This window comes from Rheinheimera sp. KL1 (assembly GCF_001275035.1).
GTDB lineage: Bacteria > Pseudomonadota > Gammaproteobacteria > Enterobacterales > Alteromonadaceae > Pararheinheimera > Pararheinheimera tangshanensis.
This window is the reverse complement of record NZ_LAMX01000021.1, coordinates 31,815-54,043: the sequence shown is the minus strand read 5'-3', so window position 1 is coordinate 54,043 and position 22,229 is coordinate 31,815. Positions and strand designations below refer to the sequence as shown.

At 45.9% G+C, this 22,229-nt stretch carries 25 protein-coding genes, 1 tRNA gene and 2 pseudogenes; 16 read left to right on the top strand and 12 right to left on the bottom strand.

Features of this window, described 5'->3' with window-relative positions; translation table 11 throughout:
• Window positions 1-121 precede the first annotated feature (121 nt).
• Window positions 122-2,446, bottom strand: coding sequence for a TonB-dependent receptor (locus WH43_RS11915; protein WP_053424827.1), 2,325 nt, complete (start codon window positions 2,444-2,446; stop codon window positions 122-124).
• 323 nt (window positions 2,447-2,769) lie between these two features.
• On the opposite strand from WH43_RS11915, the gene WH43_RS11910 reads away from it, so the two are divergent.
• The gene (locus WH43_RS11910) at window positions 2,770-3,612 is read left to right on the top strand and encodes a substrate-binding periplasmic protein (RefSeq protein WP_053424826.1); all 843 of its coding nucleotides are present in this window, start codon (window positions 2,770-2,772) and stop codon (window positions 3,610-3,612) included.
• Between the two features lie 73 nt (window positions 3,613-3,685).
• Here the strand turns inward: WH43_RS11910 and WH43_RS11905 are convergent.
• The 3 genes and pseudogenes from WH43_RS11905 to WH43_RS11895 all read right to left on the bottom strand — a co-directional run bounded on the left by WH43_RS11905 (window position 3,686) and on the right by WH43_RS11895 (window position 6,623).
• A pseudogene (locus tag WH43_RS11905) lies at window positions 3,686-3,984 on the bottom strand (YciI family protein).
• An 86-nt stretch (window positions 3,985-4,070) separates the two neighbouring features.
• Complete coding sequence (locus WH43_RS11900) at window positions 4,071-4,781, bottom strand: DUF3581 family protein (protein WP_053424825.1); 711 nt, start codon at window positions 4,779-4,781, stop codon at window positions 4,071-4,073.
• A gap of 63 nt (window positions 4,782-4,844) precedes the next feature.
• On the bottom strand, window positions 4,845-6,623 hold the full coding sequence (locus tag WH43_RS11895) for a GGDEF domain-containing protein (RefSeq protein WP_053424824.1): 1,779 nt from the start codon (window positions 6,621-6,623) through the stop codon (window positions 4,845-4,847).
• 258 nt (window positions 6,624-6,881) lie between these two features.
• On the opposite strand from WH43_RS11895, the gene WH43_RS11890 reads away from it, so the two are divergent.
• The 3 genes from WH43_RS11890 to WH43_RS11880 all read left to right on the top strand — a co-directional run bounded on the left by WH43_RS11890 (window position 6,882) and on the right by WH43_RS11880 (window position 8,633).
• A complete protein-coding gene (locus WH43_RS11890) occupies window positions 6,882-7,397 on the top strand; it encodes a tetratricopeptide repeat protein (RefSeq protein ID WP_152342840.1) in 516 nt (171 codons plus the stop codon).
• A 238-nt stretch (window positions 7,398-7,635) separates the two neighbouring features.
• The gene (locus WH43_RS11885; RefSeq protein WP_286049705.1) at window positions 7,636-7,992 is read left to right on the top strand and encodes a SulA-like leucine-rich domain-containing protein; all 357 of its coding nucleotides are present in this window, start codon (window positions 7,636-7,638) and stop codon (window positions 7,990-7,992) included.
• 140 nt (window positions 7,993-8,132) lie between these two features.
• Complete coding sequence (locus WH43_RS11880; RefSeq protein WP_286049704.1) at window positions 8,133-8,633, top strand: YchJ family protein; 501 nt, start codon at window positions 8,133-8,135, stop codon at window positions 8,631-8,633.
• Window positions 8,634-8,649: 16 nt separating this feature from the next.
• Here WH43_RS11880 and WH43_RS11875 read toward each other — a convergent pair whose 3' ends face one another.
• Window positions 8,650-9,108 (bottom strand): VC2046/SO_2500 family protein, encoded by a 459-nt coding sequence (locus WH43_RS11875; RefSeq protein WP_082335763.1) that lies wholly within the window; start codon window positions 9,106-9,108, stop codon window positions 8,650-8,652.
• A 111-nt stretch (window positions 9,109-9,219) separates the two neighbouring features.
• Between WH43_RS11875 and WH43_RS11870 the strand changes: the two genes are divergently transcribed.
• Both WH43_RS11870 and WH43_RS11865 read left to right on the top strand, forming a co-directional pair.
• Window positions 9,220-9,304 (top strand) — tRNA-Tyr (locus WH43_RS11870).
• Between the two features lie 103 nt (window positions 9,305-9,407).
• Window positions 9,408-11,096: a tetratricopeptide repeat-containing response regulator gene (locus WH43_RS11865; protein WP_053424819.1), complete on the top strand. Its 1,689-nt coding sequence runs from the start codon at window positions 9,408-9,410 to the stop codon at window positions 11,094-11,096.
• A 33-nt stretch (window positions 11,097-11,129) separates the two neighbouring features.
• Here the strand turns inward: WH43_RS11865 and deoC are convergent, their stop codons facing one another.
• The 3 genes from deoC to WH43_RS11855 form a co-directional block, all read right to left on the bottom strand.
• The gene (deoC, locus tag WH43_RS11860; protein ID WP_286049702.1) at window positions 11,130-11,648 is read right to left on the bottom strand and encodes a deoxyribose-phosphate aldolase; all 519 of its coding nucleotides are present in this window, start codon (window positions 11,646-11,648) and stop codon (window positions 11,130-11,132) included.
• Window positions 11,596-11,862 (bottom strand): hypothetical protein, encoded by a 267-nt coding sequence (locus WH43_RS20695; RefSeq protein WP_286049701.1) that lies wholly within the window; start codon window positions 11,860-11,862, stop codon window positions 11,596-11,598. The genes deoC and WH43_RS20695 overlap by 53 nt, the downstream gene beginning before the upstream one ends.
• Before the next feature lie 314 nt (window positions 11,863-12,176).
• On the bottom strand, window positions 12,177-12,866 hold the full coding sequence (locus WH43_RS11855) for a M48 family metallopeptidase (protein ID WP_286049700.1): 690 nt from the start codon (window positions 12,864-12,866) through the stop codon (window positions 12,177-12,179).
• A 137-nt stretch (window positions 12,867-13,003) separates the two neighbouring features.
• Here WH43_RS11855 and xthA point away from each other — a divergent pair, with 137 nt between their 5' ends.
• Both xthA and WH43_RS11845 read left to right on the top strand, forming a co-directional pair.
• The gene (xthA, locus tag WH43_RS11850) at window positions 13,004-13,816 is read left to right on the top strand and encodes an exodeoxyribonuclease III (RefSeq protein ID WP_053424817.1); all 813 of its coding nucleotides are present in this window, start codon (window positions 13,004-13,006) and stop codon (window positions 13,814-13,816) included.
• Window positions 13,817-13,820: 4 nt separating this feature from the next.
• Window positions 13,821-14,441 carry an energy-coupling factor ABC transporter permease gene (locus tag WH43_RS11845; protein ID WP_053424816.1) on the top strand — a complete coding sequence of 207 codons (621 nt, stop codon included), beginning with the start codon at window positions 13,821-13,823 and terminating at the stop codon, window positions 14,439-14,441.
• Between the two features lie 104 nt (window positions 14,442-14,545).
• Here the strand turns inward: WH43_RS11845 and yfbV are convergent, their stop codons facing one another.
• A complete protein-coding gene (gene yfbV, locus WH43_RS11840) occupies window positions 14,546-14,989 on the bottom strand; it encodes a terminus macrodomain insulation protein YfbV (RefSeq protein ID WP_053424815.1) in 444 nt (147 codons plus the stop codon).
• 621 nt (window positions 14,990-15,610) lie between these two features.
• On the opposite strand from yfbV, the gene WH43_RS11835 reads away from it, so the two are divergent.
• The 6 genes and pseudogenes from WH43_RS11835 to WH43_RS11815 all read left to right on the top strand — a co-directional run bounded on the left by WH43_RS11835 (window position 15,611) and on the right by WH43_RS11815 (window position 18,559).
• Window positions 15,611-16,126 (top strand): PTS glucose transporter subunit IIA, encoded by a 516-nt coding sequence (locus tag WH43_RS11835; protein ID WP_053424814.1) that lies wholly within the window; start codon window positions 15,611-15,613, stop codon window positions 16,124-16,126.
• A 13-nt stretch (window positions 16,127-16,139) separates the two neighbouring features.
• Entirely contained in the window at window positions 16,140-16,493 is a 354-nt protein-coding gene (locus tag WH43_RS11830) for an ArsC family reductase (RefSeq protein ID WP_053424813.1), read from the top strand.
• Window positions 16,490-17,622: pseudogene (dapE, locus tag WH43_RS11825) on the top strand (succinyl-diaminopimelate desuccinylase). The gene WH43_RS11830 and the pseudogene dapE overlap by 4 nt, the downstream one beginning before the upstream one ends.
• Complete coding sequence (locus tag WH43_RS11820; RefSeq protein WP_286049699.1) at window positions 17,619-18,137, top strand: M15 family metallopeptidase; 519 nt, start codon at window positions 17,619-17,621, stop codon at window positions 18,135-18,137. Before dapE ends, WH43_RS11820 begins: the two are co-directional and overlap by 4 nt.
• Window positions 18,138-18,148: 11 nt before the next feature.
• On the top strand, window positions 18,149-18,292 hold the full coding sequence (locus WH43_RS20690) for a hypothetical protein (RefSeq protein ID WP_286049698.1): 144 nt from the start codon (window positions 18,149-18,151) through the stop codon (window positions 18,290-18,292).
• Window positions 18,293-18,295: 3 nt separating this feature from the next.
• The gene (locus tag WH43_RS11815) at window positions 18,296-18,559 is read left to right on the top strand and encodes a hypothetical protein (protein ID WP_053424812.1); all 264 of its coding nucleotides are present in this window, start codon (window positions 18,296-18,298) and stop codon (window positions 18,557-18,559) included.
• Window positions 18,560-18,562: 3 nt separating this feature from the next.
• Here the strand turns inward: WH43_RS11815 and yejK are convergent, their stop codons facing one another.
• A complete protein-coding gene (gene yejK, locus WH43_RS11810) occupies window positions 18,563-19,597 on the bottom strand; it encodes a nucleoid-associated protein YejK (protein ID WP_053424811.1) in 1,035 nt (344 codons plus the stop codon).
• Between the two features lie 71 nt (window positions 19,598-19,668).
• Between yejK and WH43_RS11805 the strand changes: the two genes are divergently transcribed.
• A complete protein-coding gene (locus WH43_RS11805; RefSeq protein ID WP_053424810.1) occupies window positions 19,669-19,893 on the top strand; it encodes a YejL family protein in 225 nt (74 codons plus the stop codon).
• A 4-nt stretch (window positions 19,894-19,897) separates the two neighbouring features.
• On the top strand, window positions 19,898-21,406 hold the full coding sequence (locus WH43_RS11800) for a DUF3413 domain-containing protein (RefSeq protein ID WP_053424809.1): 1,509 nt from the start codon (window positions 19,898-19,900) through the stop codon (window positions 21,404-21,406).
• Between the two features lie 48 nt (window positions 21,407-21,454).
• Here the strand turns inward: WH43_RS11800 and WH43_RS11795 are convergent, their stop codons facing one another.
• Window positions 21,455-21,754: a hypothetical protein gene (locus tag WH43_RS11795; protein ID WP_053424808.1), complete on the bottom strand. Its 300-nt coding sequence runs from the start codon at window positions 21,752-21,754 to the stop codon at window positions 21,455-21,457.
• Complete coding sequence (locus WH43_RS11790; RefSeq protein WP_053424807.1) at window positions 21,754-22,122, bottom strand: thiol-disulfide oxidoreductase DCC family protein; 369 nt, start codon at window positions 22,120-22,122, stop codon at window positions 21,754-21,756. The genes WH43_RS11795 and WH43_RS11790 overlap by 1 nt, the downstream gene beginning before the upstream one ends.
• Window positions 22,123-22,229: the final 107 nt, after the last annotated feature.

The window sequence follows — 22,229 nt, the reverse complement described above, 5'->3', positions numbered from 1 at the left end:
GGCGCATTCAAGGCTCCTTAAAAAATCACAGAGAGTCTGAGTCAGAAAGAATAAAAGCTGCAGCAGGGAGAGCCTGAATATGATGACCCTCTCCCACCGCAGCCTTGGTTTTTAACAGCCGTTACATAAAGCTTTTGGTGAACTCAATACCAAAAAATGCTGGCGCACCCGGTATAAAGCTAGGGAAGCCAAAAGCACCGCCTGTGTTGCCCGCATCCACCAGATATTCTTTGTCAAACAAGTTGCTGGAATACAAAGTCACAGACCAATGTTGCTGGGTGTTCTCGAGCCCCACACGCAGGCTGGTGAGCTGCACAGCGCCCTGGCTGATATCAAAACCTGCAACAGGAGCATTGGCTTCTTCAAAGAAAATATCGCTGCGAAAACTGCAGATCAACGAGCTATTCAGCTGATATTCGCCGCCCAGTTCGTAGCTATGCATCAGGCCAGTGCCAGCCGTGTATTCCGGCTGCAGGCGGAATCTGTTGCCTGCTAAGTTACCGTTGCTGCTGTCATCATCAATTTTGGCGTCAATCCAGGCCAGGTTGGCAAACCAATCCAGATGGTCTGTTAAGGTGACACTCAACTCGGTTTCTATACCGATATTTTTCGCATTACCGGCGTTGGCTGTGTAGGTGTTACCGGCATCATCACGCAGGCTGACCTGGAAGTTCTGATAATCCTGATAAAACATCGATACCGCATAACGCAGCTCGTTGTTCGCCGTGCTGCCTTTGATACCGGCTTCGTAGTTCCAGATATACTCGGCCGGAATTTCGGTCACTCGTGGTACTACGCCAGCAGCACTATTGGTAGAACCTACATCCATCACTTCTGAACGACGGCCTTTTGAGATCGTGGCATAAACATTCAGCTGCTCGTTCAGGCGATACAAGGCATTAAAACGTGGTAACCAGGCGTCAAAGCTGCCTTCGGCACTAAAAATCTGACCATTAGTGGATACCACCGGCAATAGCGGTGCTTTAGCTAACACAGAATTGGCAAAGTTCGACGCATAACGGCTGGTTTTATCTTCCTCGACATAACGTAAACCTGCGGTCAGCTCTAATTGCTCCGTCACGGCATAACTCATATCAGCAAAAATAGAAAAAGCCGTGTTTTCACCAAAGTTCTGATAGCTGCCCTGATAAGGCAATACCTGCGCCAATCCTTCAGTCAGCACTGGAGTCAAGATATTTACTGTGCCATTGGGGTTAATACAAGGCTGGTTTAACGCCGCTAAACGGCCGATACAGTTCAGGAACACAGATTCTTCAGTGCTGAATGGCACCAATTGAGAGCCATCTTCGTCAAAGTAACTAACGCCAAAGAAGCTATTGAGTTTGTCGCCGCTGTAGTTCAGGCGTAATTCCTGGCTGAATTGATCGCCTACCGCATCTTCGGCAAATTCTAAAAACCAGGCCTGGGTGCCGTCTGCATCAAACACTTCCAGTGAATCAAAACTACGTTTGGCGCTGATGCTGGTGAGCTGCCACTGCTCGCTTAAATCCCAGTTGGCCGTTAAGTTTAAATCTTTCACTGTGCGCTCTACGCCTAAATCAGACTTGCCAAATACTTGCTGGGCTAAAGGGCTACCACTGGCTTCGACAAAGCTATATGGGCTGGTATCACCGCCTGTAGGCGCAAAACGACGGCTTTTAAAAGCTGTGCCTGTGTCGTTATTTTTCTCGTAGTTGTATACCAGATCGACAGTTAAATCTTCATTTGGCGTAAAACGTAAGGACGGGCGAATGCCAGTACGTTCAATGCCATGCAGGTCCGGCTGGTTTTGTGCAATATTGTCAACATAACCATCACGCTCTTTATAAGTAAACGCTAAACGCCCCTGAACTTTTTCTTCTCCGCCAGTGATAAAACCATTTACATTTTTCGCAGAAAAATTGCCAGCACCTAAAGTCACGGCAGCTTCAAATTCTTCCTGAGGTTTACGGGTGGTGACGCTTAAAGCCCCCACAGATGCCGCTGTACCAAATAAAGTGGCTTGTGGCCCTTTGACTACTTCAACTCGTTCAATATCAAAGAGTTCAAAGTAAGAACCGCGTGAACGAGAGATATCTGTGCCGTTGTAATAGACAGAAACCCGCGGGGAAGCCTGAGCAGAGCCACTGTCTGAGGTAATACCACGAATGACAAAACCCGGGTTGTTTGGGCTTTGCTCCTGGATCACTAAACCCGGCGTGATGTCGGACAGCACATCCAGATCAGCAATACCTAAGTGCTCCAGCATCTCGCCGCTAAAAGCCGATACAGTCACGGGTACATCCTGAATGGCCTGAACCCGCTTTTGTGTAGTCACTGTCATACGTTCTATGGCGGCCTCTTCACCTTCTGCCGCTATAACAGTGAACGCACCACTGGCTAAACTTGCCAGCACCAATGAGCTTAACATCTTCTTTTTAAATTGTTTTTGGGTGGAATACGTCATTACTAAAATCCATCTGAGTGAAAGGAACAGCGGATTAAAGTAATGACTCTAAATGACAGGCTAACTACATTTGGCTTACAAGTTGGTTACAGAAGAAAAATAGTGATGGTATATAACCAATTCATTTATATGACTTTTCTAATAATGAAACAGCTAAAGTTCAGCTCGGAGTATAAGTTCGACATCCGTAGGCTCAGGCTTTGCAACCTGGTTTAATCGCACTGTTCTGTCCATCCTTCGCAATAATGTTATCAACTAAAAGCAAGCCGCCTCTGTTGCGTATATAGTCAGGTTATAGCTCCGATGTGTTAATGAGGTTTTTTATGAAGCTTTTTCTTGTTGCCATCACCTGCTTACTGCTGAGCTTCAGCTCACAAAGCTGCATCTTGCGTATGGGTATTGAAACGAGTTTTGCCCCTTATATCCTTCAGAAAACGGAGAGTATTCAGACAACAAAGCATCAACAAAACACAGACAGCTGGAGTGGTTTGAACGTGGAGCTACTCGCCCGGCTGGCAAAAGAAGTGGGTTGTACTCTGGAGTTTATTCATAGCCCCTGGTTAAGATCACTCAAATTAATCGAGCAGGGCGAACTGGATGTATTGAGCCACTTGAGTTACAACGCCGAGCGCAGTCAACACTTTGCTTTTATTGGCCCACACCAGCAGGAAGTGATTTATCTGGTGGGTAAAACAGAGTCTTTTCCCGGATTAACCAGCCTGGCACAGCTTAAAAGCAGCGGCACATCGGGCATTATTGCCTTACTCAATGGTGCTTATTATGGCGATGAGCTGGACAGCATTTTAAACGATGCGAAAAACCGTACAGGTTTTGTTTTTATCCGGGGCAATGAAGATAAACAGGCGCTGTTACTTAATGGCCGTGTGCATGGTGTGCTGGAAGATATAGTGGCGTATCACTATTGGAAAAAGCAGGCTGGTTTGCCAACTGTCGGCTTAGAACCTTTGTTTGAGGTGTATCAAAGCCCGGTGTATTTTGGTTTTAACCGCCTCACACTAAGTCCAGAGCGGCTGGAGCAACTGGCACAAGCCTGGCAGCGGTTATACGATAATGGCGAACTGAGCCTGATCGTTCAGAAGTATCAATTGACAGACTTTCAGTTTAGTTTGCCAGCACCAGCATCACGTCTCCCCTCTGGTGAGTAGTCCCCTATAAAACAAAGATAAAAAATCCCCGAACCAAGTCGGGGATTTTTCAGGAGTTATCCGGCTAAAAAAATTACGGCAACACCTTTTTAAACGGCTTCACCACAGAATTGGCGTACACACCCGCAGCAATGTAAGGGTCTGCTGCAGCCAGGCTTTGGCCTGTTCTAACGAATCAAACAGCGCGACGACTAAAGAGCCGGTAAAACCTGCTTCAGCCGGGTCTTCCAAATCAACAGCAGGCAGAGGGCCTGCAATTAACAACCGATCCTGAGCCTTTAATTCCTGCAAACGGGCTAAATGCTGTTCACGTACCTGCTTACGCAGCGCCAGGCTGTTTGGCACATCTTCCGAACAAATCATGTAATACATTAGCAACCTCAACAACTAGAGTTTAATTGGCGGCACCTTAGCAGAAGCGCAGCTGCAATCCAAGAGCGCTGCGCCAGAACACGGGCTTAAACTGCGTGCTGAAACTGAGTTTTACGCTCGTTGTAAAAATCGATCATTTGCTGCATCACAGTTTCTTCGTAAGGCTGCAGACTGCTTAAAATCATACGTTTTTCGCCACGGCCTATCACTTCACCGTTTTCAACCAATTCAAAACCTAAACGAGCTAAACCACGTTTACCTTCGACAGTTAAGTCATTATGAGCTAAACGCAATTGAGGTGAGGTCGCAGAAAAACGGTCGAACTCCAGCGTCATACTCTCGTAAATGACCAAAGGACGCTGCGCATTAATCATCACCTGATGCTGCTTCATTAACGGCTGCAGAATATGTGGGAAATTTTGGCCAGAAAAACGGACATAATCTTTCACTAACGACTCGATATAGGCCAAATTGTGATAGATCTCACCCTGCTGGCGCAAGATCAGATAATTTTTGTTCTGCTGATCACACAAGCGCCATTCATCCCCCTGCTGCTCTGAGTGCAACAGCACGTCTGAACTGACCATACCGGCGAAGGTACAATGTAACTTCTGCGCTAAGCCGTGTTTGCTGACCATATGCGCAAACAACAAATCACCTGGCACACAGAATCTTTTGCTGTCGGCGTCGTGGATAGGGTTAAAATCTGTAGCCACTTCCTTGGCAAAACGGCAGGCCTGCTGGCGGCTAAAACTGACTTGGTTGTTCTGTTCACTAATAAACTGCTGTAAAAACATGGATCCCCATCCTGACGACTATCAAAGTGGTGCAGTGTACCTCAGCAGGCGGGTTGAATTGGTCTAGCCAGTCATCTCGTTGATGATCTGGTTCTGACCAGGCCCACGCCGACGTGAGACAAACAAAAAGTTGCCCTGCGGTTTTTTCGCCTGAGTTTTGGCATCACTGGCTAAAGCGGCCACATCATGGTGACAGACACATAACCTTGGATCCGGTGACACTACCCCAACCGCCAGACTGAGTAAAGGATAAAACACCTGCTCGCCGCTGCGATTTTGACTGCTGATCCCTCCAGAACGCACATGAACGCTCTCGTAATAAAACAGCACCCGCTCGGCAAACTCATTCAGCACCTGCTGACATAACTCTTGCCAGTTTTCGTTGGTGAAAATCACGACAAAATCATCACCACCGACATGACCAACAAAATGTCCGTCAGCGCCCGCAATGCTGGTGAGTAACTCTGCCACCAACTGAATAACTAAATCACCTTTGCTGTAGCCGTAGGTATCGTTGTAGGGTTTAAAGTCATTTAAATCAAAATAAGCGATATGAAAGCTTTTGCGCCGTTGTAATAAACCGTCAATTTCGCGATAGATAGGCACGTTGCCGGGCAATAAAGTCAGGGGGTTGGCGTAACGCGCATTTTGTAATTTGCTTTCGGTGATACGTTTCAATAAAGCCCGCACTGAGCCTAACCCCAGATACTTTTGCTCACGGGTGACAATAAAATACCAACTGCCCTCATCGTCCTGATCCGTAACCTGCTGACTGAGCTGATCTAAACTGCAGTGTTCATCTACGATCACCACCTCCTGATCCATCAGCGCTTTCACAGGTTTCTTTTCATACAAAGCCCGGCCATAAGGACTGGAGAATAGTTCAAACAACACCGACTTTTGCACTATCCCCACAGGCTGGTCGTCTTCTACTATTGCAAGGCTTGACCACTGTGGATTTTTGCTAAATACATCAAACAGCTGCGCCACAGTAGTGATACTGGACACCGCAGGCACTGATAATAATAAGGCCCCTACCTGCTCTGTTGAGTTAAGCGGTGTACTGCCCTGATTAGGATTGAGCTGGTAACTGCCAGTGACTACAGAGCTCATCACCGCATTGGGACGACCCAATAAATAACCCTGGCCATAATCGGCGCCCAGCTCCTGACAAAGCAGCAATTCTTCACGAGTTTCAATCCCCTCAGCCACCACAGCTGAGCCTGTACTTTTTGCTAAGGCAATAATACTGCGGACAAACTCTTTTTTGGTCGGGTCGGCATGCACCTGGCTAATAAAGTAGCGATCAATTTTAATCAGGTCGGGTTTGAGTTCAGACCAAAGCTTTAAACCAGAAAAACCACTGCCTAAATCATCAATGGCAATACGAAAACCCAGTTCGCGGTAATGATGCACCGCGTTAATTAATACGGTGGAATCATCCACCTGATACTGCTCTGATAACTCAATCACGACCCGGCTTGGGTTTAACTGGTACTTCTCTAACAAAGCCAGAGTTAAACCAGAGGGGTGATCATTGGACAACAACAGCAAAGGATTAACATTGAGATACAAATCGCCCTGCACACCAGCGGCGGCAAAAGCAGCGATACTCAGTTCGCGGCATAACATTTCCAGTTCAGCTAATAACTGACACTGATGCGCCACTTTAAATAACACCAAAGGAGAGTGCAGCGGACTGTCGGATGGGCCACGGATCAGCGCTTCGTAACCTTGTATAAGACCGCTGTTAAAATCCAGTACAGGCTGAAACAGCGGCTGCAACTTGCGCTGCTGTAAAATACTGACCAGTTCTTGCCTGTAACTTTCATCTGTCCACATGGTACTGCGCTCACCCACCCCTTGTTTATAGGCGAAGTGTAAGAAAGCTGTGTGACATTGATATGACGATATACGCTGACGATATCACCTCACGAATAACATGGCGCAGTTTTCGCAGGGGTAATCAACAATAGGGCACCTGCTTGTGGTTATTGTCAGAAATCTGACAGATGACAATACAAAGCAGCTTCATTCACTTGACCCTGAGTGACAGCTTGGGTCTAATAGCGCGCTTTTTTGGGATCGGATGTTTTATTTATGACGACAACACAACTTATAAATCCAGAGTTTACCGGTATGGATGACTTAACTTTGGCTGAAGTGGACACCAAACTAAAAGAACATCAGCAGTTATTACAGGTTTTGTTGCAGTCTCCTGGTAGTGTTTTATCCTATTTGCCACAAAATGATACGACAGCGTTACCAAACAAAACACAGCTTCCCACCGATGCTGAACACCTGTATCAGAGAGCTCTGACATCTGCCGAACAACAAGATTTGCACCAAAGCGCCACATTGTTCTGCCGCGCGGCTTATCTGGGTCATTTGCCCTCTCAGGTGCAGTTGGCTCACTGCTACTTAAAAGGAGCAGGAGTTCCAAAGTCGGCCGTGTTCGCGTACAGCTGGTTTATTCTGGCTGAGTTGCAGCAGGACAGTACAGCACAACAGGCATGTACAGTACTGCGTAAACACTTAACAGTTCTGGATCAACAGCAAGCTCAACAATTAGCTGCTGAACGTTTTGAAAAAATAACCTTACAAAACAGTAAGTAAAAAATCGCCTTTGAATAAAGAGTAAAAAACAGCCAAAAACTTTGAAAAAAGAGCTTGCTTTTTAAACAACAGAAAACTACTGTATATCCATACACTGTACATGCAAACAGTATTGGAGCATCGCCATGTTGAATTTAAATAAAGCAGTTCATACCTACCTTCACTGGGCCAAAACCAATTACAGCATAAAAGCGGTCAAACCGCGTTTTATCAAAAATTGCAGATCACAGCAGGCCAATTGGCATTGCCTGAATTGCTATTTATTATTCAGCAGCACCAACAACAATCAGGCTGGGTGCTGTTATTGGCACCTAACCAGCTACCGGACAAATCTACCTTCACAGGCTTTGATGTAGACATGTCCAAAGTACTGGTGATCCAGCAAAAACAAATCAGCAATATCCATACAGTACTAAGCGATGCGTTAAGCAGCAGCACCTGTAGCGCTGTGGTTGTCTGGCAGGATCAGTTCAGTGAAAGCTCACTGCAGCATTATCAGCAACTGGCCGAGCAACATCAAACTAGCTTTTATCAGTTAAGCAGCGATGCAGTGCAAGCCCAGACCACCAATACACGTATTGCGGTAAGTCACTAATTCAGGCCTAAAGCCAGCTAAAGATACAACTGGCTTGGCCCTGACTGTCATTTTGCTTACACTAGGGCCTGATTAAGGTTTTTGTTGATGGTTTTTTGGAAGCTTTGTAATGAAGTTTTCATTGAAGCATGAAAAGCAGAGTGAGTATTCAATTGGCAGGCGTATTGTCATCTTTATGTTATTGCGGTTCAGGTAAAACCTTTGCAACCTGTTGTGAGCCACTGATCTGTGGTCAGACCTTTGCACAAAACCCACAACAACTGATGCGGTCTCGTTACAGCGCCTATTGCCATCATGATAAAAATCCGCAGTGTTACCACTACATTCTGCAGACTTATCATTCAAAGGCTCGCTCTGAACACAATCTGGCTGATATTGCCAGCTTCGCTCAAGCTGTGCATTTTGTCGGTTTGAAGATCATCGACGATACCAGGCTCAGTGCAAGCCAGGTTCACTTTATAGCCTCTTATCTGGTCGGCGATAAGCTGGAATTATTGGATGAAGTGTCCGATTTTGAGCTGGAGCAAGGCCATTGGATGTACAGCAGTGGTGTATTAACAGAACATCCTGCCACTCGGATATCCCGTAATGACACCTGCCCTTGCGGCAGTGGCCTTAAATTTAAAAAATGTCAGCATTAAAGGTAACCAAACCTTATCAGGCATGCAGCTGATTTAAAATCTCATACAAAGCGGTAGGATCAGATACCATCATCTCTGGTTTTTGCTGAACCAAGTGACGTCTTGCATGCAAACTTAAACCAGATTTCACCTCATCCGGCAGTTTCTGTTTATTGTCTTCCATCACCAAAGGCGCCCCTTGTAAGCACTGCATTAAATGCAAAGCGACAGCACCACCTTGCTGAAAAGCTATGGCTTGTTGTTTTAAATGCACTTCATCTTCAGGTAAAAATGCAAAAGGCCGCGCTTGTTGTATGCCCAGTTGCTGATAAAGATCAGGTTGAAATCTGGCGCTTTGTGTATCAGGCGTATAAAACTGCGCAAACTCTTCCACTGCAGGCGATAGAAATGCCAGCCAGAGTGAAAAATCACTCAGTCTGTGTTGTTGTATCGCCTCGTTTAACCGGACTCCGGTTTGCCACTCATTAATCAGCATAAAATCTGCACAAAAACATCCCATTGCTTGCTTTATCGGCAGTCAGACAAAAAAGTTGAGTAATTTCCTTTACATAAAAATGTTTTTTGATAAGATGCGCACCACACTTGTGGAGGGGTTCCCGAGTGGCCAAAGGGATCAGACTGTAAATCTGCCGGCACTGCCTTCGAAGGTTCGAATCCTTCCCCCTCCACCATTCTCTTCCTGCTTTAAAGTTCCAGAACAAGTCGCTAAATTTTCCTTGCTAAAATCCAACATATTATCAACACTTGCGATAATTGAATCGATAGGTTTGCTGAATGTCGTACAAAACTCTCGAAAATCTTCGAGTCCTTATTGTTGATGACCAACGTCCCTTCCAGTTATTGCTCAAAGGCATACTGTATTCGATGGGTGCCACTAATATCGCCTTTGTAATGACAGGTGAGCAGGCCTTGTGGAAATGTATGCATGGCTCTTACGACGTGTTGTTCGTCGATTACAACTTAGGTTCAGGAAAAAACGGTCGTCAGTTACTGGAAGATTTACGCGAGAAAAAACTGCTTCATCCAGCTGCTGTTTATATGATAGTGACAGGTGAAAATCAGGTCCCTATGGTTGTAGGTGCAATAGAAGCAGAACCTGATGACTACATAATCAAACCTTTTTCACAGAGTGTCTTACGCACCCGTCTGGTTAAAATTCAAAACCGAAAGAAACAGCTGGCGCCGATTTATCAGGCCATGTTTGATGATCAACCTGAACTGGTGATCGAAGCCTGTAAACAAGAACGTGAACAAGCTGGTCGTTATCATTCATTATGTGGTCGTATTCAGGCTGAAACTCATTTAAAACTCAAACAATACGATGAAGCCGAAGTCTTGCTCTCTGAGACCTTATCATTCAGTCGTACCAACTGGGCTTTATTACTTCAGGCGCGTTTATGTTTTGAACAAGGGCGTTTTGAGGAAAGTCTTGAGCTGTGTAATGAAGCTATAGACACCAACAGGTATTTTGCTGAAGCTTTTGACCTCAAAGCACGTAATCTGCTCGCTCAGGGCTTGATGGCTGAAGCTATGGAAGTGATATCACAAGCCATTGTTATTTCTCCATTTTCTATCAGCAGGCAAAACTTGCTAATGGACATAGCCCGGGATATGGATGATGTGGCCAGTCTGGTGCAAGCCAGTAAACAAATCTACGAAATTACCCGTCGTGCGGCTCGTCAGGAAGTGGTGCATTTACTGAATTACATTCGTACAGTGATAGATGCAGCCTCACGCTCCGAAGACTTGAATCAGCGTAATAAATACCAACAGGAAGCCTTGTTGGCGATTCACAGGGCCAAGCGGGAAGATACTGTGATTCGTGACTTTGACTTTGAATTGTTTGAAACCTTATGCCAGGCACGTTTGGAATCTTTAAGTGGCCAGCAGTATTTAGCTAAAAAAACCTACGCCACAGTGTCGGATCGGGTAGCTGCGCAAATGGCCCCTCAAATCGATCCAGATAATCCAGACGAAATACCACCTATTCCTCATTGTGCAGCAGACGCAGTGTTGTTGCTAAACCAAATCGGTGAGTTTGAACAGGCATCTGCACTGACTCAAAATCTGAATAAAGTGAATGGAGCCATAGACCCAATACTACAAAAGCTATTTAGTGAGCAGCAAAACCGCTCTTTGAGCCGTCAAGCGAGCTTTAATGAATTAAATAAGCAAGGTATTCAGTTCTACAAGGAAAGCAATTACGAGCAAGCGTTGCTCTGTTTTGAGCAAGCACTTGAAGTCGCTCCAATGAATACAGGTAGTGCATTGAACTTCATACAAACAGCGATACAAATGATGGCCGATCCGAAACGAAAAAAACCTTTAGAGTTGGTTGAGAAATGCCGCAAGACCTTCCGGGTGGTCGACAATATGCCGCTGCCCGAACACCATAAAGTGCGGCATCAGGAATTATTGCAACAGTTTAATAAACTCAAAGAAGAAAAACGCTACAGCCGCTAAAACGCATTTTGGCGGCTGCAAATGGGCAGCTCTTTAGTAGTCCAGTTGCTGACTTAAATCATTGAGCAAAGCACTGGCTCCCAAACGCATCAACTGGGCTGTGGCCACTTCACCCGTCAATTCCTCAAACAGACTGATCAGCTTTAACGCGAATTCCACTGAACGTACACCACCTGAAGCTTTAAAACCCACAGGTCGCTCAGAGGCCGCAATCACTGCAAGCATAATACGTGCAGCTTCTTCTGTTACACCCACTTTGACTTTACCAGTAGAGGTTTTGACAAAGTCAGCACCGGATCCGACCACCAACTCTGTTGCTTTACTGATTTGCTGACAGGTCACCAACTCACCTGATTCAATAATAATTTTCAGACACACACCAGTCGTCGCCTGACGCACTGCGGCTAAAAACTCACGGACCAGCTGTGTTTGTCCGGACAATAACGCCTGATAAGGCAATACACAGTCAATTTCATCTGCTCCCGCTATCAAAGCCGCTTTAATTTGGTCCAAAACCTGTGATAAAGGTAAAGCTCCAGAGGGAAAATTCACCACTGTCGCCAGCTTTATCGCGTACTGGTTTTCTGCAGAAATCTTTGACCTGAGTCAGATACTGTGGGTACACACATACAGCAGCAGGTAAGACGGCAGCCCCCGCCAGATCCTGTTCCAGCCATTGCTGCATAGCCGCAGCATCATCCTGATCATTTAAACGGGTTAAATCCACCAGCTTCATCAGCTGTTGTATACGCAGAGGGTTCGTCATGCTGTTGTCCTGAAAAAAGAATAGTGGCTCTGAGTGGCCAATTTATTGTTGATCCGGCTCACAGGAAAAGTGAGTTGCGGCGAATTAAAACAGAAAACAGGCTGTACTGGGAAGAGCACACAAGACTTTGCTAGGGACAAAATGCAAAGCAAAGTGCACAGATCAAAAAAAACAGCAATAAAATGGAATTTTTTCAGCAACGAGCAGTCTTACACCATGAATCATGTTTCCATTCTCCCAAGAAGTAAACTTTGCCGGTCCTGTGACCGGCTTTCTTTTTTTTACCCCTGAAAAAACAACAAAACCCCAAGAATTTATAGCTTCATCCAGTGCTGGTTTTGTTTTAACCAGAGCCGGGCTTTGGCCGCATCACTGTTAAATCTGGCGACTAAAGTCCAGAAGTTTTTACTGTGGTTCATATGCACCAGATGCGCCAGCTCGTGCACAACGACGTAACGAGCAACCCACTGAGGTGCCATCAATAAGCGCCAGTTGAAGCTCAGTACCCCAGCAGAGTCACAACTGCCCCACTTGGCTTTAAAATTACAAACACGCACTGCACTGCTTTGAAGTACCATACGTTGTTGTTCGAACCGGACTTGCTGTTCAAACCAGGACTGAGCCTGCTGCAGATAAAACTCTGTCACCAGCTTTTCTATCCACTTTGACTGACTTTGCGCTTTGTTACGGCTGGAGAGCTGCAGCCATAAACAGTCTCCATCCAGACTGAACTGGTTGACCGAATCCTGTACTATTTTCAGCTCTAAGGTATCTTCAAATAAAGGAATTTTTAATTGCTCCAACCAGCCTGCAGCAAGCGGTTGCTGCTGTTGTTCCAAGTGCTTCTCTATCCACGTTTTTTTCTGTCGGATAAGCTGCTGAATAAACTGCAGATCACAGCCTGTAGGCGCACTGACCCATAGCTGTCCAGCTTGAATTTTCAGTTGAATGCTGCGCCTTTTAGCAGAAAACTTTAATTGATAGGCAGGTAACTCAGAACTCACAACATCAGACTCGTCAAGATAAAGCTCTAGCTTAAAGTTTGTCAGTGGACTGAGCAAGCAGCTGTTCACGCCAAGGCTGACAAAATGCTAGTATACGGCTCAAACGCTTTAACTCTTAGTTGGACCAAAGAATCATCATGAAAATTATCTCTTTTAATATAAATGGCTTACGTGCCAGACCACACCAAATCGAAGCTTTATTGGCTAAACATTCTCCCGATTTTGTCGGTTTGCAGGAAATTAAAGTTCATGATGATGAATTCCCGCTGGAGGAAATGCAGAAGTTTGGCTATCACTTGTATTACTTTGGTCAAAAAGGTCATTACGGTGTAGCTATTCTGAGTAAAAAACCGGCGTTGTCGATGTTGTATGGTTTTCCAACAGACGCCCCTGATGCACAGCGCCGTATGCTGATTGGTACTTTTGCCCTTGAAAATGGTAAAACCCTGACCTTATTAAATGGCTATTTTCCGCAAGGTGAAAACCGTAGTCACGACACTAAATTCCCGGCCAAACAAAAGTTTTACGCTGACTTACAGCAGTATTTAGTGAATCACCATAGCCCTGAGGATTACGTGGCAGTGATTGGTGATATCAACATATCCCCAGAAGATCTGGATATCGGCATAGGGGAAGCCAATGCTAAACGTTGGTTGAAAGAGGGTAAATGTTCATTTTTACCTGAAGAGCGCGCTATGCTGGCGACATTAAAAGGCTGGGGCCTCATCGATACGTTTCGGGCTTTGCACCCGGACGCGACAGAGAAATACAGCTGGTTTGACTACCGTTCCAAAGGTTTTGATGACAACAGAGGACTGCGGATTGATGTTGTGATGGCAACCGCACCGCTAGCCGCTTTATGTACAGAAAGTGATGTGGATTATGAGCTGCGTGCTTTGGAACGCCCTTCAGACCATGCCCCTGTCTGGTCGACTTTTGATTTAAGTTAAGCTGATGCTGGCAGCGTTTTGTCTGCTACTGATAGCTGCGTTGGTGCTCAACCGCAGCTTCTGGCAAGAACTGCAGCAAAAAGCTGTCCCCTGGCCTGTGGCTGGGGCCAGTGTCTGTGCGTTGGCTTTGCTTTGGCAAACCAATGCAACAGTGCTGGATGCACTGTCTATCCATTTTTTGGCACTTACCAGCTTAGTGCTGGTTTTTGGTCTGCGTATAAGCGCTTTGCTTTTTGTATTAGTGATAGCGCTGCAATGGCTGATGAGTGATCGACCTCTTGAACAGTGGCTATGGACTCTGGCTTGTGGCTGGTTGGTGCTTGCACTGAACTACCTGATATACCTGCTTTGTTTTCATTATCTGCAACGGCATTTATTTGTGTATTTATTTGTCTGTGCGTTTTTAAACAGCGCCTTAGGTTTGATGGTCTATATGCTGTTACAAGCATGGATCCATGCGGATCATTACAGCACAGAGCAGTTGTATCAGGGGTATCTGATTTTTATCCCACTGGCCGCTTTGCCGGAGGCCTTGCTCAATGGCATGGCGATGACCTTGCTGGTGATTTATAAACCCCAGTGGGTGTATACCTTTTATCAACGGATTTACTTATCCGATAAATAACATGCCCAAAGTCATTGGAGTTGGCTGGAGTCAAAAAGAGTAAACTGCTCTGAGCCAATCAAGCAGTAACTTGAAATAGTAAGGGGAAACAGCTGACGACTGACTCAGAGCCAGTCGCGCAGAAAAGTCTTATCGAGTTGGCCAAAGGCTTGTTTGAGCAACAAGGCTAAATCTGCATAACGCAGTTTGTGCTGAGGGTTTTGGGTTTGTAGCCCCTGAGCCTGCATTTTCTGTCTAATTTCGCCATACCAGCTACTCAGACCCGGAGGCAATTCAGTCTGGGCTCGTTTTCCCAGCCAATACCAGCCTTGAAACGGCATAGACAAAATAAACAACATCATGGTCAAAATAAGTGGCAACTGGTCTGTACCCAGTTGATTGAACTGCACCAAAGCACCGACTACCGCCACCACAGGCAGAGTCTTTTGTGCAAAAACCGTCATCCTGATGATTTTATTTTCTGGAAAAACTGCATTTAATTGAGGTACTACAGGCCAGTCACGGCTGTACTGCAGCCCAGCTTTGAGTGTCGAAAACATAGCTGACATCGTAGGCACTCCTCTTCATTTTTAGTGCATTAACGACAAAGTCGTTCTGTCGGAGTCTACCCCCTGCATCAACTATCGTCCAGCTTTGGCAGAAACTAAAGCGAAAATCTCAGAGCGTAGAAAATATTCTTAAACACAGACTAAAAATCCTACAATAGCCCGCCTGTTTCAAACCAAGTGAGCTCAAAAGTTTTACGGTGAAACGTTCAGATTGAAGATGAAAACTATCAGTTTCCCGTCTTTGCACAACTATTTACGAATGAGCAAACTAAACAAATTTTGTGCCATTAGTTTTTTGATTTAAATATCAAAAACTTAAGCAACTTAAACAGAACAACGCACAAAGTTATCCACAGAATCTGTGGACAACCACACCAAAGAAAACATAAGGCTCTCATCGTTTTGTCATCAAAACTGACCACGACTTATCAGCTTTTCATGACACTTTTATGGTCAACTCACGAAAAAATACTATTTCATTGGATTGTACGACGTTGGATAAGTTCTGCGATCGCCGAAAGAATCGGGAAAGACAGAGGATTTACCTTTAGCAGGAAATCTTCGCCAAATTGTATTTTTTTCGCTACTATCCGACTACATCCTTTTTAATGTATTTCGCTCATGTTCAGTCCTTTTAGTCTGTTGCACTGGCATACCAGTCTGGATCCGCAGTTAAAACTACGGATCAGAAGTCCAGTTGACGCATTTAGTCATAACCGTATAGCCAGCAGCGACGCGTTGATAGCATCAGGACTGCAGGGCGATGGACTTTGGCTTGAATTAAGAGGCACTACCTTATACAGCCCTTTTAGCGGTCAGTTTCATCGGAAAAACCAGACAGGCCAGCATCTGCTATTTACGCATTCAAGTGGACTTAAACTGGCGCTGGATTTTCCGCTGTATTGCCAGCATAAACATGGTGTAGGTTTTCATTGGCTGGTCAGCGAACAGGCCAATGTGCAGGCAGGGCAAGCGCTATTGCATTACGATAAGGCGTTACTAAGTCAACCACGCCAGAGCTTTGGCTTATTTTTACGTGTAGTCCCTCACCCAAAAATTCAGAGTATTCACTGCCGAACAGGTTATCATCAGGCGCTACAAGATGACTTGTTGGCTATTCAATTGGTAAGCGCTTAGGATCTATAGCTATATGACCCGCATTTATGGCATCAAAAATTGTGACACTATTAAAAAAGCCCGTAAGTGGCTTGAACAGCAGCAACTGCCCCATCAGTATATTGACTATCGTCAGGACGGTATCAGCGCTGAACTCTTAGCAGATTTTATGCAGCAGCTTCAGTGGCAACAATTGCTAAATACCAAAGGCACTACCTACAGAGCCTTGCCAGATGCAGACAAACAAGACATGACGGCAGAAAAAGCCATGCAACTGATGCTGGCGCAACCTGCACTTATTAAACGGCCAGTGCTGGAACACAATGGCAGTTATCACCTTGGTTTTTCAGAACAACAGTATCAGACATTATTTGGAATTTCCGCATGAGCACAGCAGTACTCGACCTGACTAAAGATTTAATCAGCCGCCAGTCGGTTACCCCTGAAGATGCTGGCTGCCAGCAGTTGATGGCTAAGCGTCTGGAAGCTTTGGGTTTTACTATTGAGTCGATGTTTTTTGAAGATACATTAAATTTATGGGCCCGTCGGGGTCAGGGTAAACCTTTGTTTTGTTTTGCCGGTCATACCGATGTGGTGCCGACAGGTCCACTGGAGCAATGGACCAGCCCACCTTTTGAACCAGAAATTCGCGATGGCATGCTCTATGGCCGTGGTACTGCCGATATGAAAGGCAGTCTGGCCGCTATGGTCGTCGCCACAGAGCGTTTTTTAGCGACCAATCCTGAGCTTACTGGTGATATTGCTTTTTTGATTACCAGCGACGAGGAAGGTCCTTTTATTAATGGCACCAAACGTGTGATTGAAGTGCTGGAAAGCCGTCAGGAAAAAATCAAGTGGTGTTTAGTGGGCGAGCCTCCAGTACCCAGAGTTTAGGTGATGTGATTAAAAATGGCCGCCGTGGTTCTTTAACAGGTTATCTGACCGTCAAAGGGGTTCAGGGTCATGTGGCTTACCCACATCTGGTGGACAATCCAATTCACAAGGCTGCGCCTGCGCTAGCCGAATTAGCCAACACCGTCTGGGATCAAGGCAACGCATTTTTCCCTGCTACCAGCTTTCAGATCTCTAATATTCATGCAGGCACTGGCGCTACTAACGTAGTACCAGGAGATGTGCAGCTGACGTTCAACTTCCGTTACAGCACCGAAGTGACAGCAGAGCAACTGCAACAGCGGGTACTGGCTATTTTAGAAAAACATGGATTGAACTACAGCATCGACTGGATCCTCAACGGTCTGCCGTTTCTGACTGACAGTGGAGAACTGGTGGCGGCGGCTGTAAGTGCGGTACAACAGGTTAAAGGTTATGCGCCCTCACTGGAAACCACGGGCGGTACATCAGATGGCCGTTTTATTGCTCCGACAGGCGCTCAGGTGCTGGAGTTAGGACCTTGCAATGGCACCATTCATAAAATCAACGAATGCGTAGCCGTGGCGGATTTAGAGCCCTTAGCTGATATGTACCAACATATTTTGCAGCAACTGGTCGCCAAATGAGCTTAGCGAAGCTACTGACAGGTTTTGATGATTCGGCACTGGTGGAGCTGGAGCAGCGCCATCGCTTATTGCCAGAGGTCAAAGCCGCTTATCAGCGGATGCAACAGGCCGCTACAGACGATGGAATCGAATTAGCTTTAGTCTCGTCGTATCGCTCTTTTGCCCAGCAGGCCCGGATTTGGACAGCAAAATACACAGGCCAGCGCCCTGTCTACAACAAAGCGCAACAGCAAATCGATATCAGTCCGTTAGATGGTTTCGCAAAAATTGAGGCGATTTTACTCTATTCTGCTTTGCCCGGTGCCAGCCGCCATCATTGGGGCACCGATCTGGATGTTTTTGACAAAGCCGCTGTGACAACCGATTATCAGGTGCAGTTACTGGATGCAGAGTATCAACAAGGCGGGCCTTTTTATGCGTTGGACCAGTGGTTACAGCAACGTGCTGCACGCTTTGGCTTCTTTCGGCCTTATCAACGAGATCAAGGTGGGGTGGCAAAGAAGCCTGGCATTTAAGTTACCGTCCTTTGGCAGAACACTACTTAAACAACTTTGATCAGACCATGCTGACTGATGCGATAGCTCAAAGTGAATTACCGGATAAAGCGCTGCTGCTTGAGTATATACCACTGATTTATCAGCGTTATGTGTGCAATATTTGTAAGGAGTAAAAAATGACGACGACGCTTTGGTGGACTCTTCTTATTATTTTCGGCCTTGTACTGGCAAATTTGTGGCTGATACGCCGCAATAAAAAACTTCAGCAGGAAAAACCTAAAAGAGAAATCCGACAGAAAAAAACCGCTGAAGGTGGTGTGACCGGAACTATAGTGGCAGGCAGCGGCACGGATGGCAGCCGGATAAAACAAGTGGACACCGACCACCACCACAGTTCATCGGAGGGTAGCTCTGATAGCGGTGGCAGTGGCGGCGACTAAGGCTTAACTTTTGTGATCAAAGCTGGAAAAGCCTTTTAAGAAACGTTGCAACTGATCCTTTAAGTTCGGTGGTACGCCCTGAATAATCAGCAGATCTTTGTCCATATCGTAGCGGATACGTTCGCCCAAATGCTTTTGTTCAAAGCTGATACTGACCCCACCACCGGTGCCTGAAAACTTCACCAAAGTTTTTAACTCTTTGACATCCACAGGGAACTGCTCCGGAACTTCAATATTCTGCTCTGCACAGTAGTCAGTGAAAGCCCGGGCGTCGCTGCTGTCGATAGTGGCTGAAAGTTCCTGTAGGTGTACATCCAAGCCTTGTTTGCTTTGCTCTTCGCAGTACTCATAGACTTGCTTGCGCACTGCAGACTTTTCGCTGGCATCATAATCAGAGGCTGACAAATACTCTTCAACAGAAGCCAGTACCACTTTGCTTTGTTCTTTCGCAACCACTCCTTCGGCACAGCCTAAGAAATCGAGGAAAAAATCGGCGACTTTGCGCCCCGCCCGGCCACGAATAAAAGAAATATATTTGTTCTGCTCCGGGCTGGTTTGGTATTCCGTTAAATCGATACGAGCGGCCAGTTGCATTCGGGCAATGTCCAGATGCTGATCGGTAGAAAGTAATAAGTCTGGTGTCACACTAAAGTGATCTTTGCTACCCAATAAAGTCACCAGCACGTACTCTGTTGCCAGATAACGGTAATGACAGAGCATAAAATAACCGGTTTCCTGAATTTGATGCTGCACCAGTTGCACCACCAGCTGACTGGTGGCTTGTTCCGCCAGTTGCAAAAAACTACGTTCCTGTGCTTGCCACTGCGCTAAAGGTAATGCCATTCTGTCCTGTAAATCATCAGAAAAAGTGGCATAACCTTTGGCAGGTTTGCCGTTGTAGGCCAGGTGCAATTGTTCAATTAAATGCGCTACCGATTGAGATACCGGTACTAATTCCTGACGAAACTGCGCCTGCAACTGCTCACTTTCCGTACTTTCGATAAAATTTATTGCCAGATGCAACACATCAACGGACATATATTTTCCTGTTCTGAGCTAATTCTGCTAGTATTCCCCGCCGTTCCATTTTATTTCGAGCAGAGACCTTCATGCCTATTGTATCAAAGTATTCGACCGACCAAATTGAAAAGATCGTCAACACTCTGCTGGAGCAGTTACGCGACGAAAACGCGACCACAGAACTGAGCCTGATGTGTTTAGGCAATACCATCAGTCATATCATTAATACCAGTGTGCCCGCTGCACAACGTCTGGATGTTGCGACCCAGTTTGGTCAGGCGTTAAAAGACGCCGTTAACAGCAAGAAACAATAACTTTATGGTGCTGGAACAAAACCTGTCATTGGTCAACAAAGTAAACCGCCTGCTGAATTGGGGTCATTGGTTTACTTTTTTTAATATCCTGCTGGCGCTGGTGATCACAGCAGCCTACTGGTGGGCTGAACCCGCGCCACAAAGCTTTGCAGGCTGGGTGTATCTGTTGACCAATTGGCTGGGTCATACCGCCTTTTTATGTTTTTTATTTTTTATTCTGACTATATTTCCTGTCACACTGATTTTTCCATACCAACGTCATGTGCGGGGGATAGCCGCCGTTTTAGCTACCTTTGGTCTGGTTGTGCTGATCTTTGATGCCTACGTTTACCAGGCGCTTGGTTACCATATTGGCAGTGCATCCAGTGAGCAGACTATTGATTTACTGCGCCAACAAGTAGTAACCAACCTGCGCAATTTTATTTTGATCACCTCTGTAGTGGCGGCCTTACTGCTGGTCATCGAGTTGGTATTGAGTAACTTTTGCTGGAAGAAAGTGCCACGACTTCAGGCTTCAGGCGTCGGCCAGCCCGCACTTTATTTGTTTTTAGGCTGCTTTGTCGCCAGCCATACTCTGCATATCTGGGCCGATGCACAGCTGGAGCTGGATGTGCTCAAACAAGACAATGTATTACCTTTTACTTATCCTGCAACAGCCAATACCTTTTTGGCCAAGTACAATGTACTGGATTTATCCCGCTTAAAAGAAAGCAAAGCTGAACAGTTACAACGCCCCACCAACTGGCGTGAACCTGAAGCTCTGCAATGTGTCAGTCAACAATCACAACCTGTCACTGTATTGATTTTATCGGCTTTATCTGCGGCTGATGTCGCACTTTTGGAGCAGAAACAATTTAAAGCGCACCAGCAACACTTTGCCCCGGTAGAGACTCAAAGTGCATTACTGAACTTAGTCTATGGCAGTATGCAGCTCAATAAAGACATGATCAGTGTCTTGCAACAGGCCCCGGCCTGGATGGATCAGCTCCCTGCTGGCAACTTTAGTATCAGTGCCAGTGATGCTGAGTTTCAAAAATTACTGCCCTGGTTATCTTTAACGGAAAACTCGGCGGCGAGGGTAAAAGTAAAATTCAGTCGTGATCTTGCAGCAGAATTAGCCCTGTTAGATGCACAACAAAATACAGTTGTGCTGACCACACAAGCAGCAGAATCTCAGTTTGATTTGGCTCCAGCTCAGCTCTATAGTAACTGGCCTGAGTTAAATAGAATAATATCCAATACAGTCACCCAACATCTGGATCTGATCCCCACGCTGTTGGCTCAACTTGGCTGTCATAGTAACTGGCCTGGTGATAACTGGTTTAAGCCTTCGGTTTATCCAAAGCTGAATTTATTACCTCACCAGATGGTGAGTTTTAAAAAAGATAAGATGATCCTGGTTCGTGATGATGGCAGTTATGGAGTCTGGTCAGCTGGTACCTTAGTACCGCTGAATGAGAAGCTGGATATTCCGCAACTGACCGACGCATTAAAACGGGTGCAACAGCAGTAAGCTGATCTTGTTAAAAAAAACCACCGCAAGGTGGTTTTTTTATTGTCGCTATTGCACACTTTTTGGCGCTTTGATTAACCGGTCTCGCTTACCCTGCAATTCCAGCTCCGCCAGATGAAACAAGTTAGTAAAAACCAACGGCGGAGCTTCACGCTGAAAGGTTTCCACAAAAGCAATTGCAGCTTCGGCAATCAATTGATTAACTTTCTGATCATACACAGAATAACCATCGTAACTATAGGGTTCTTCCAGTTGTGCCAACTGATGCTGCTTTTGTTGACGCATAAACCAGTTCAACAAAAACTCATACTCTTTGACATCCAAGAGTTCCCGACAATCTAACCCCATCAGGGTTTCTCCTTTGGTTGAGCCCACTGCTGCAAACGCGGTCGTATTTTCAAAAAGAAGCTATACAGCCTGTCAGCACACCAGGTGACGGGCGGTACTTTAAGTAAGAGTCCAAGCATACGCCAATAGGCAAATTGTGACCAAAGCATAGCAAAAGCGGCAGCGCCTTTGTAATAGATTTGACCGTTGACCCGCACGTGCATACGCGCAAGTGCGCTGCATCTGTCCAGCTCCGCTGGCAGAGCTGCATTTAAATCCGTGAGATCCAGCCAGATAATAGGAACCCTACTTTTGAGTGCACGAAAGTAGTTAATCTCGCGCCGGCACAAAGGGCAACCACCATCATAAAAAACTTCTAGTGAATTCATTTTATGCTCCTGTTCGCTCACATAATACGGTTGCATAGAACTTCAGGATCGGTTGTGCATAAAAAACGATAGCAACGATTGGATTAATTCGTTTTCGACCCAGAGCA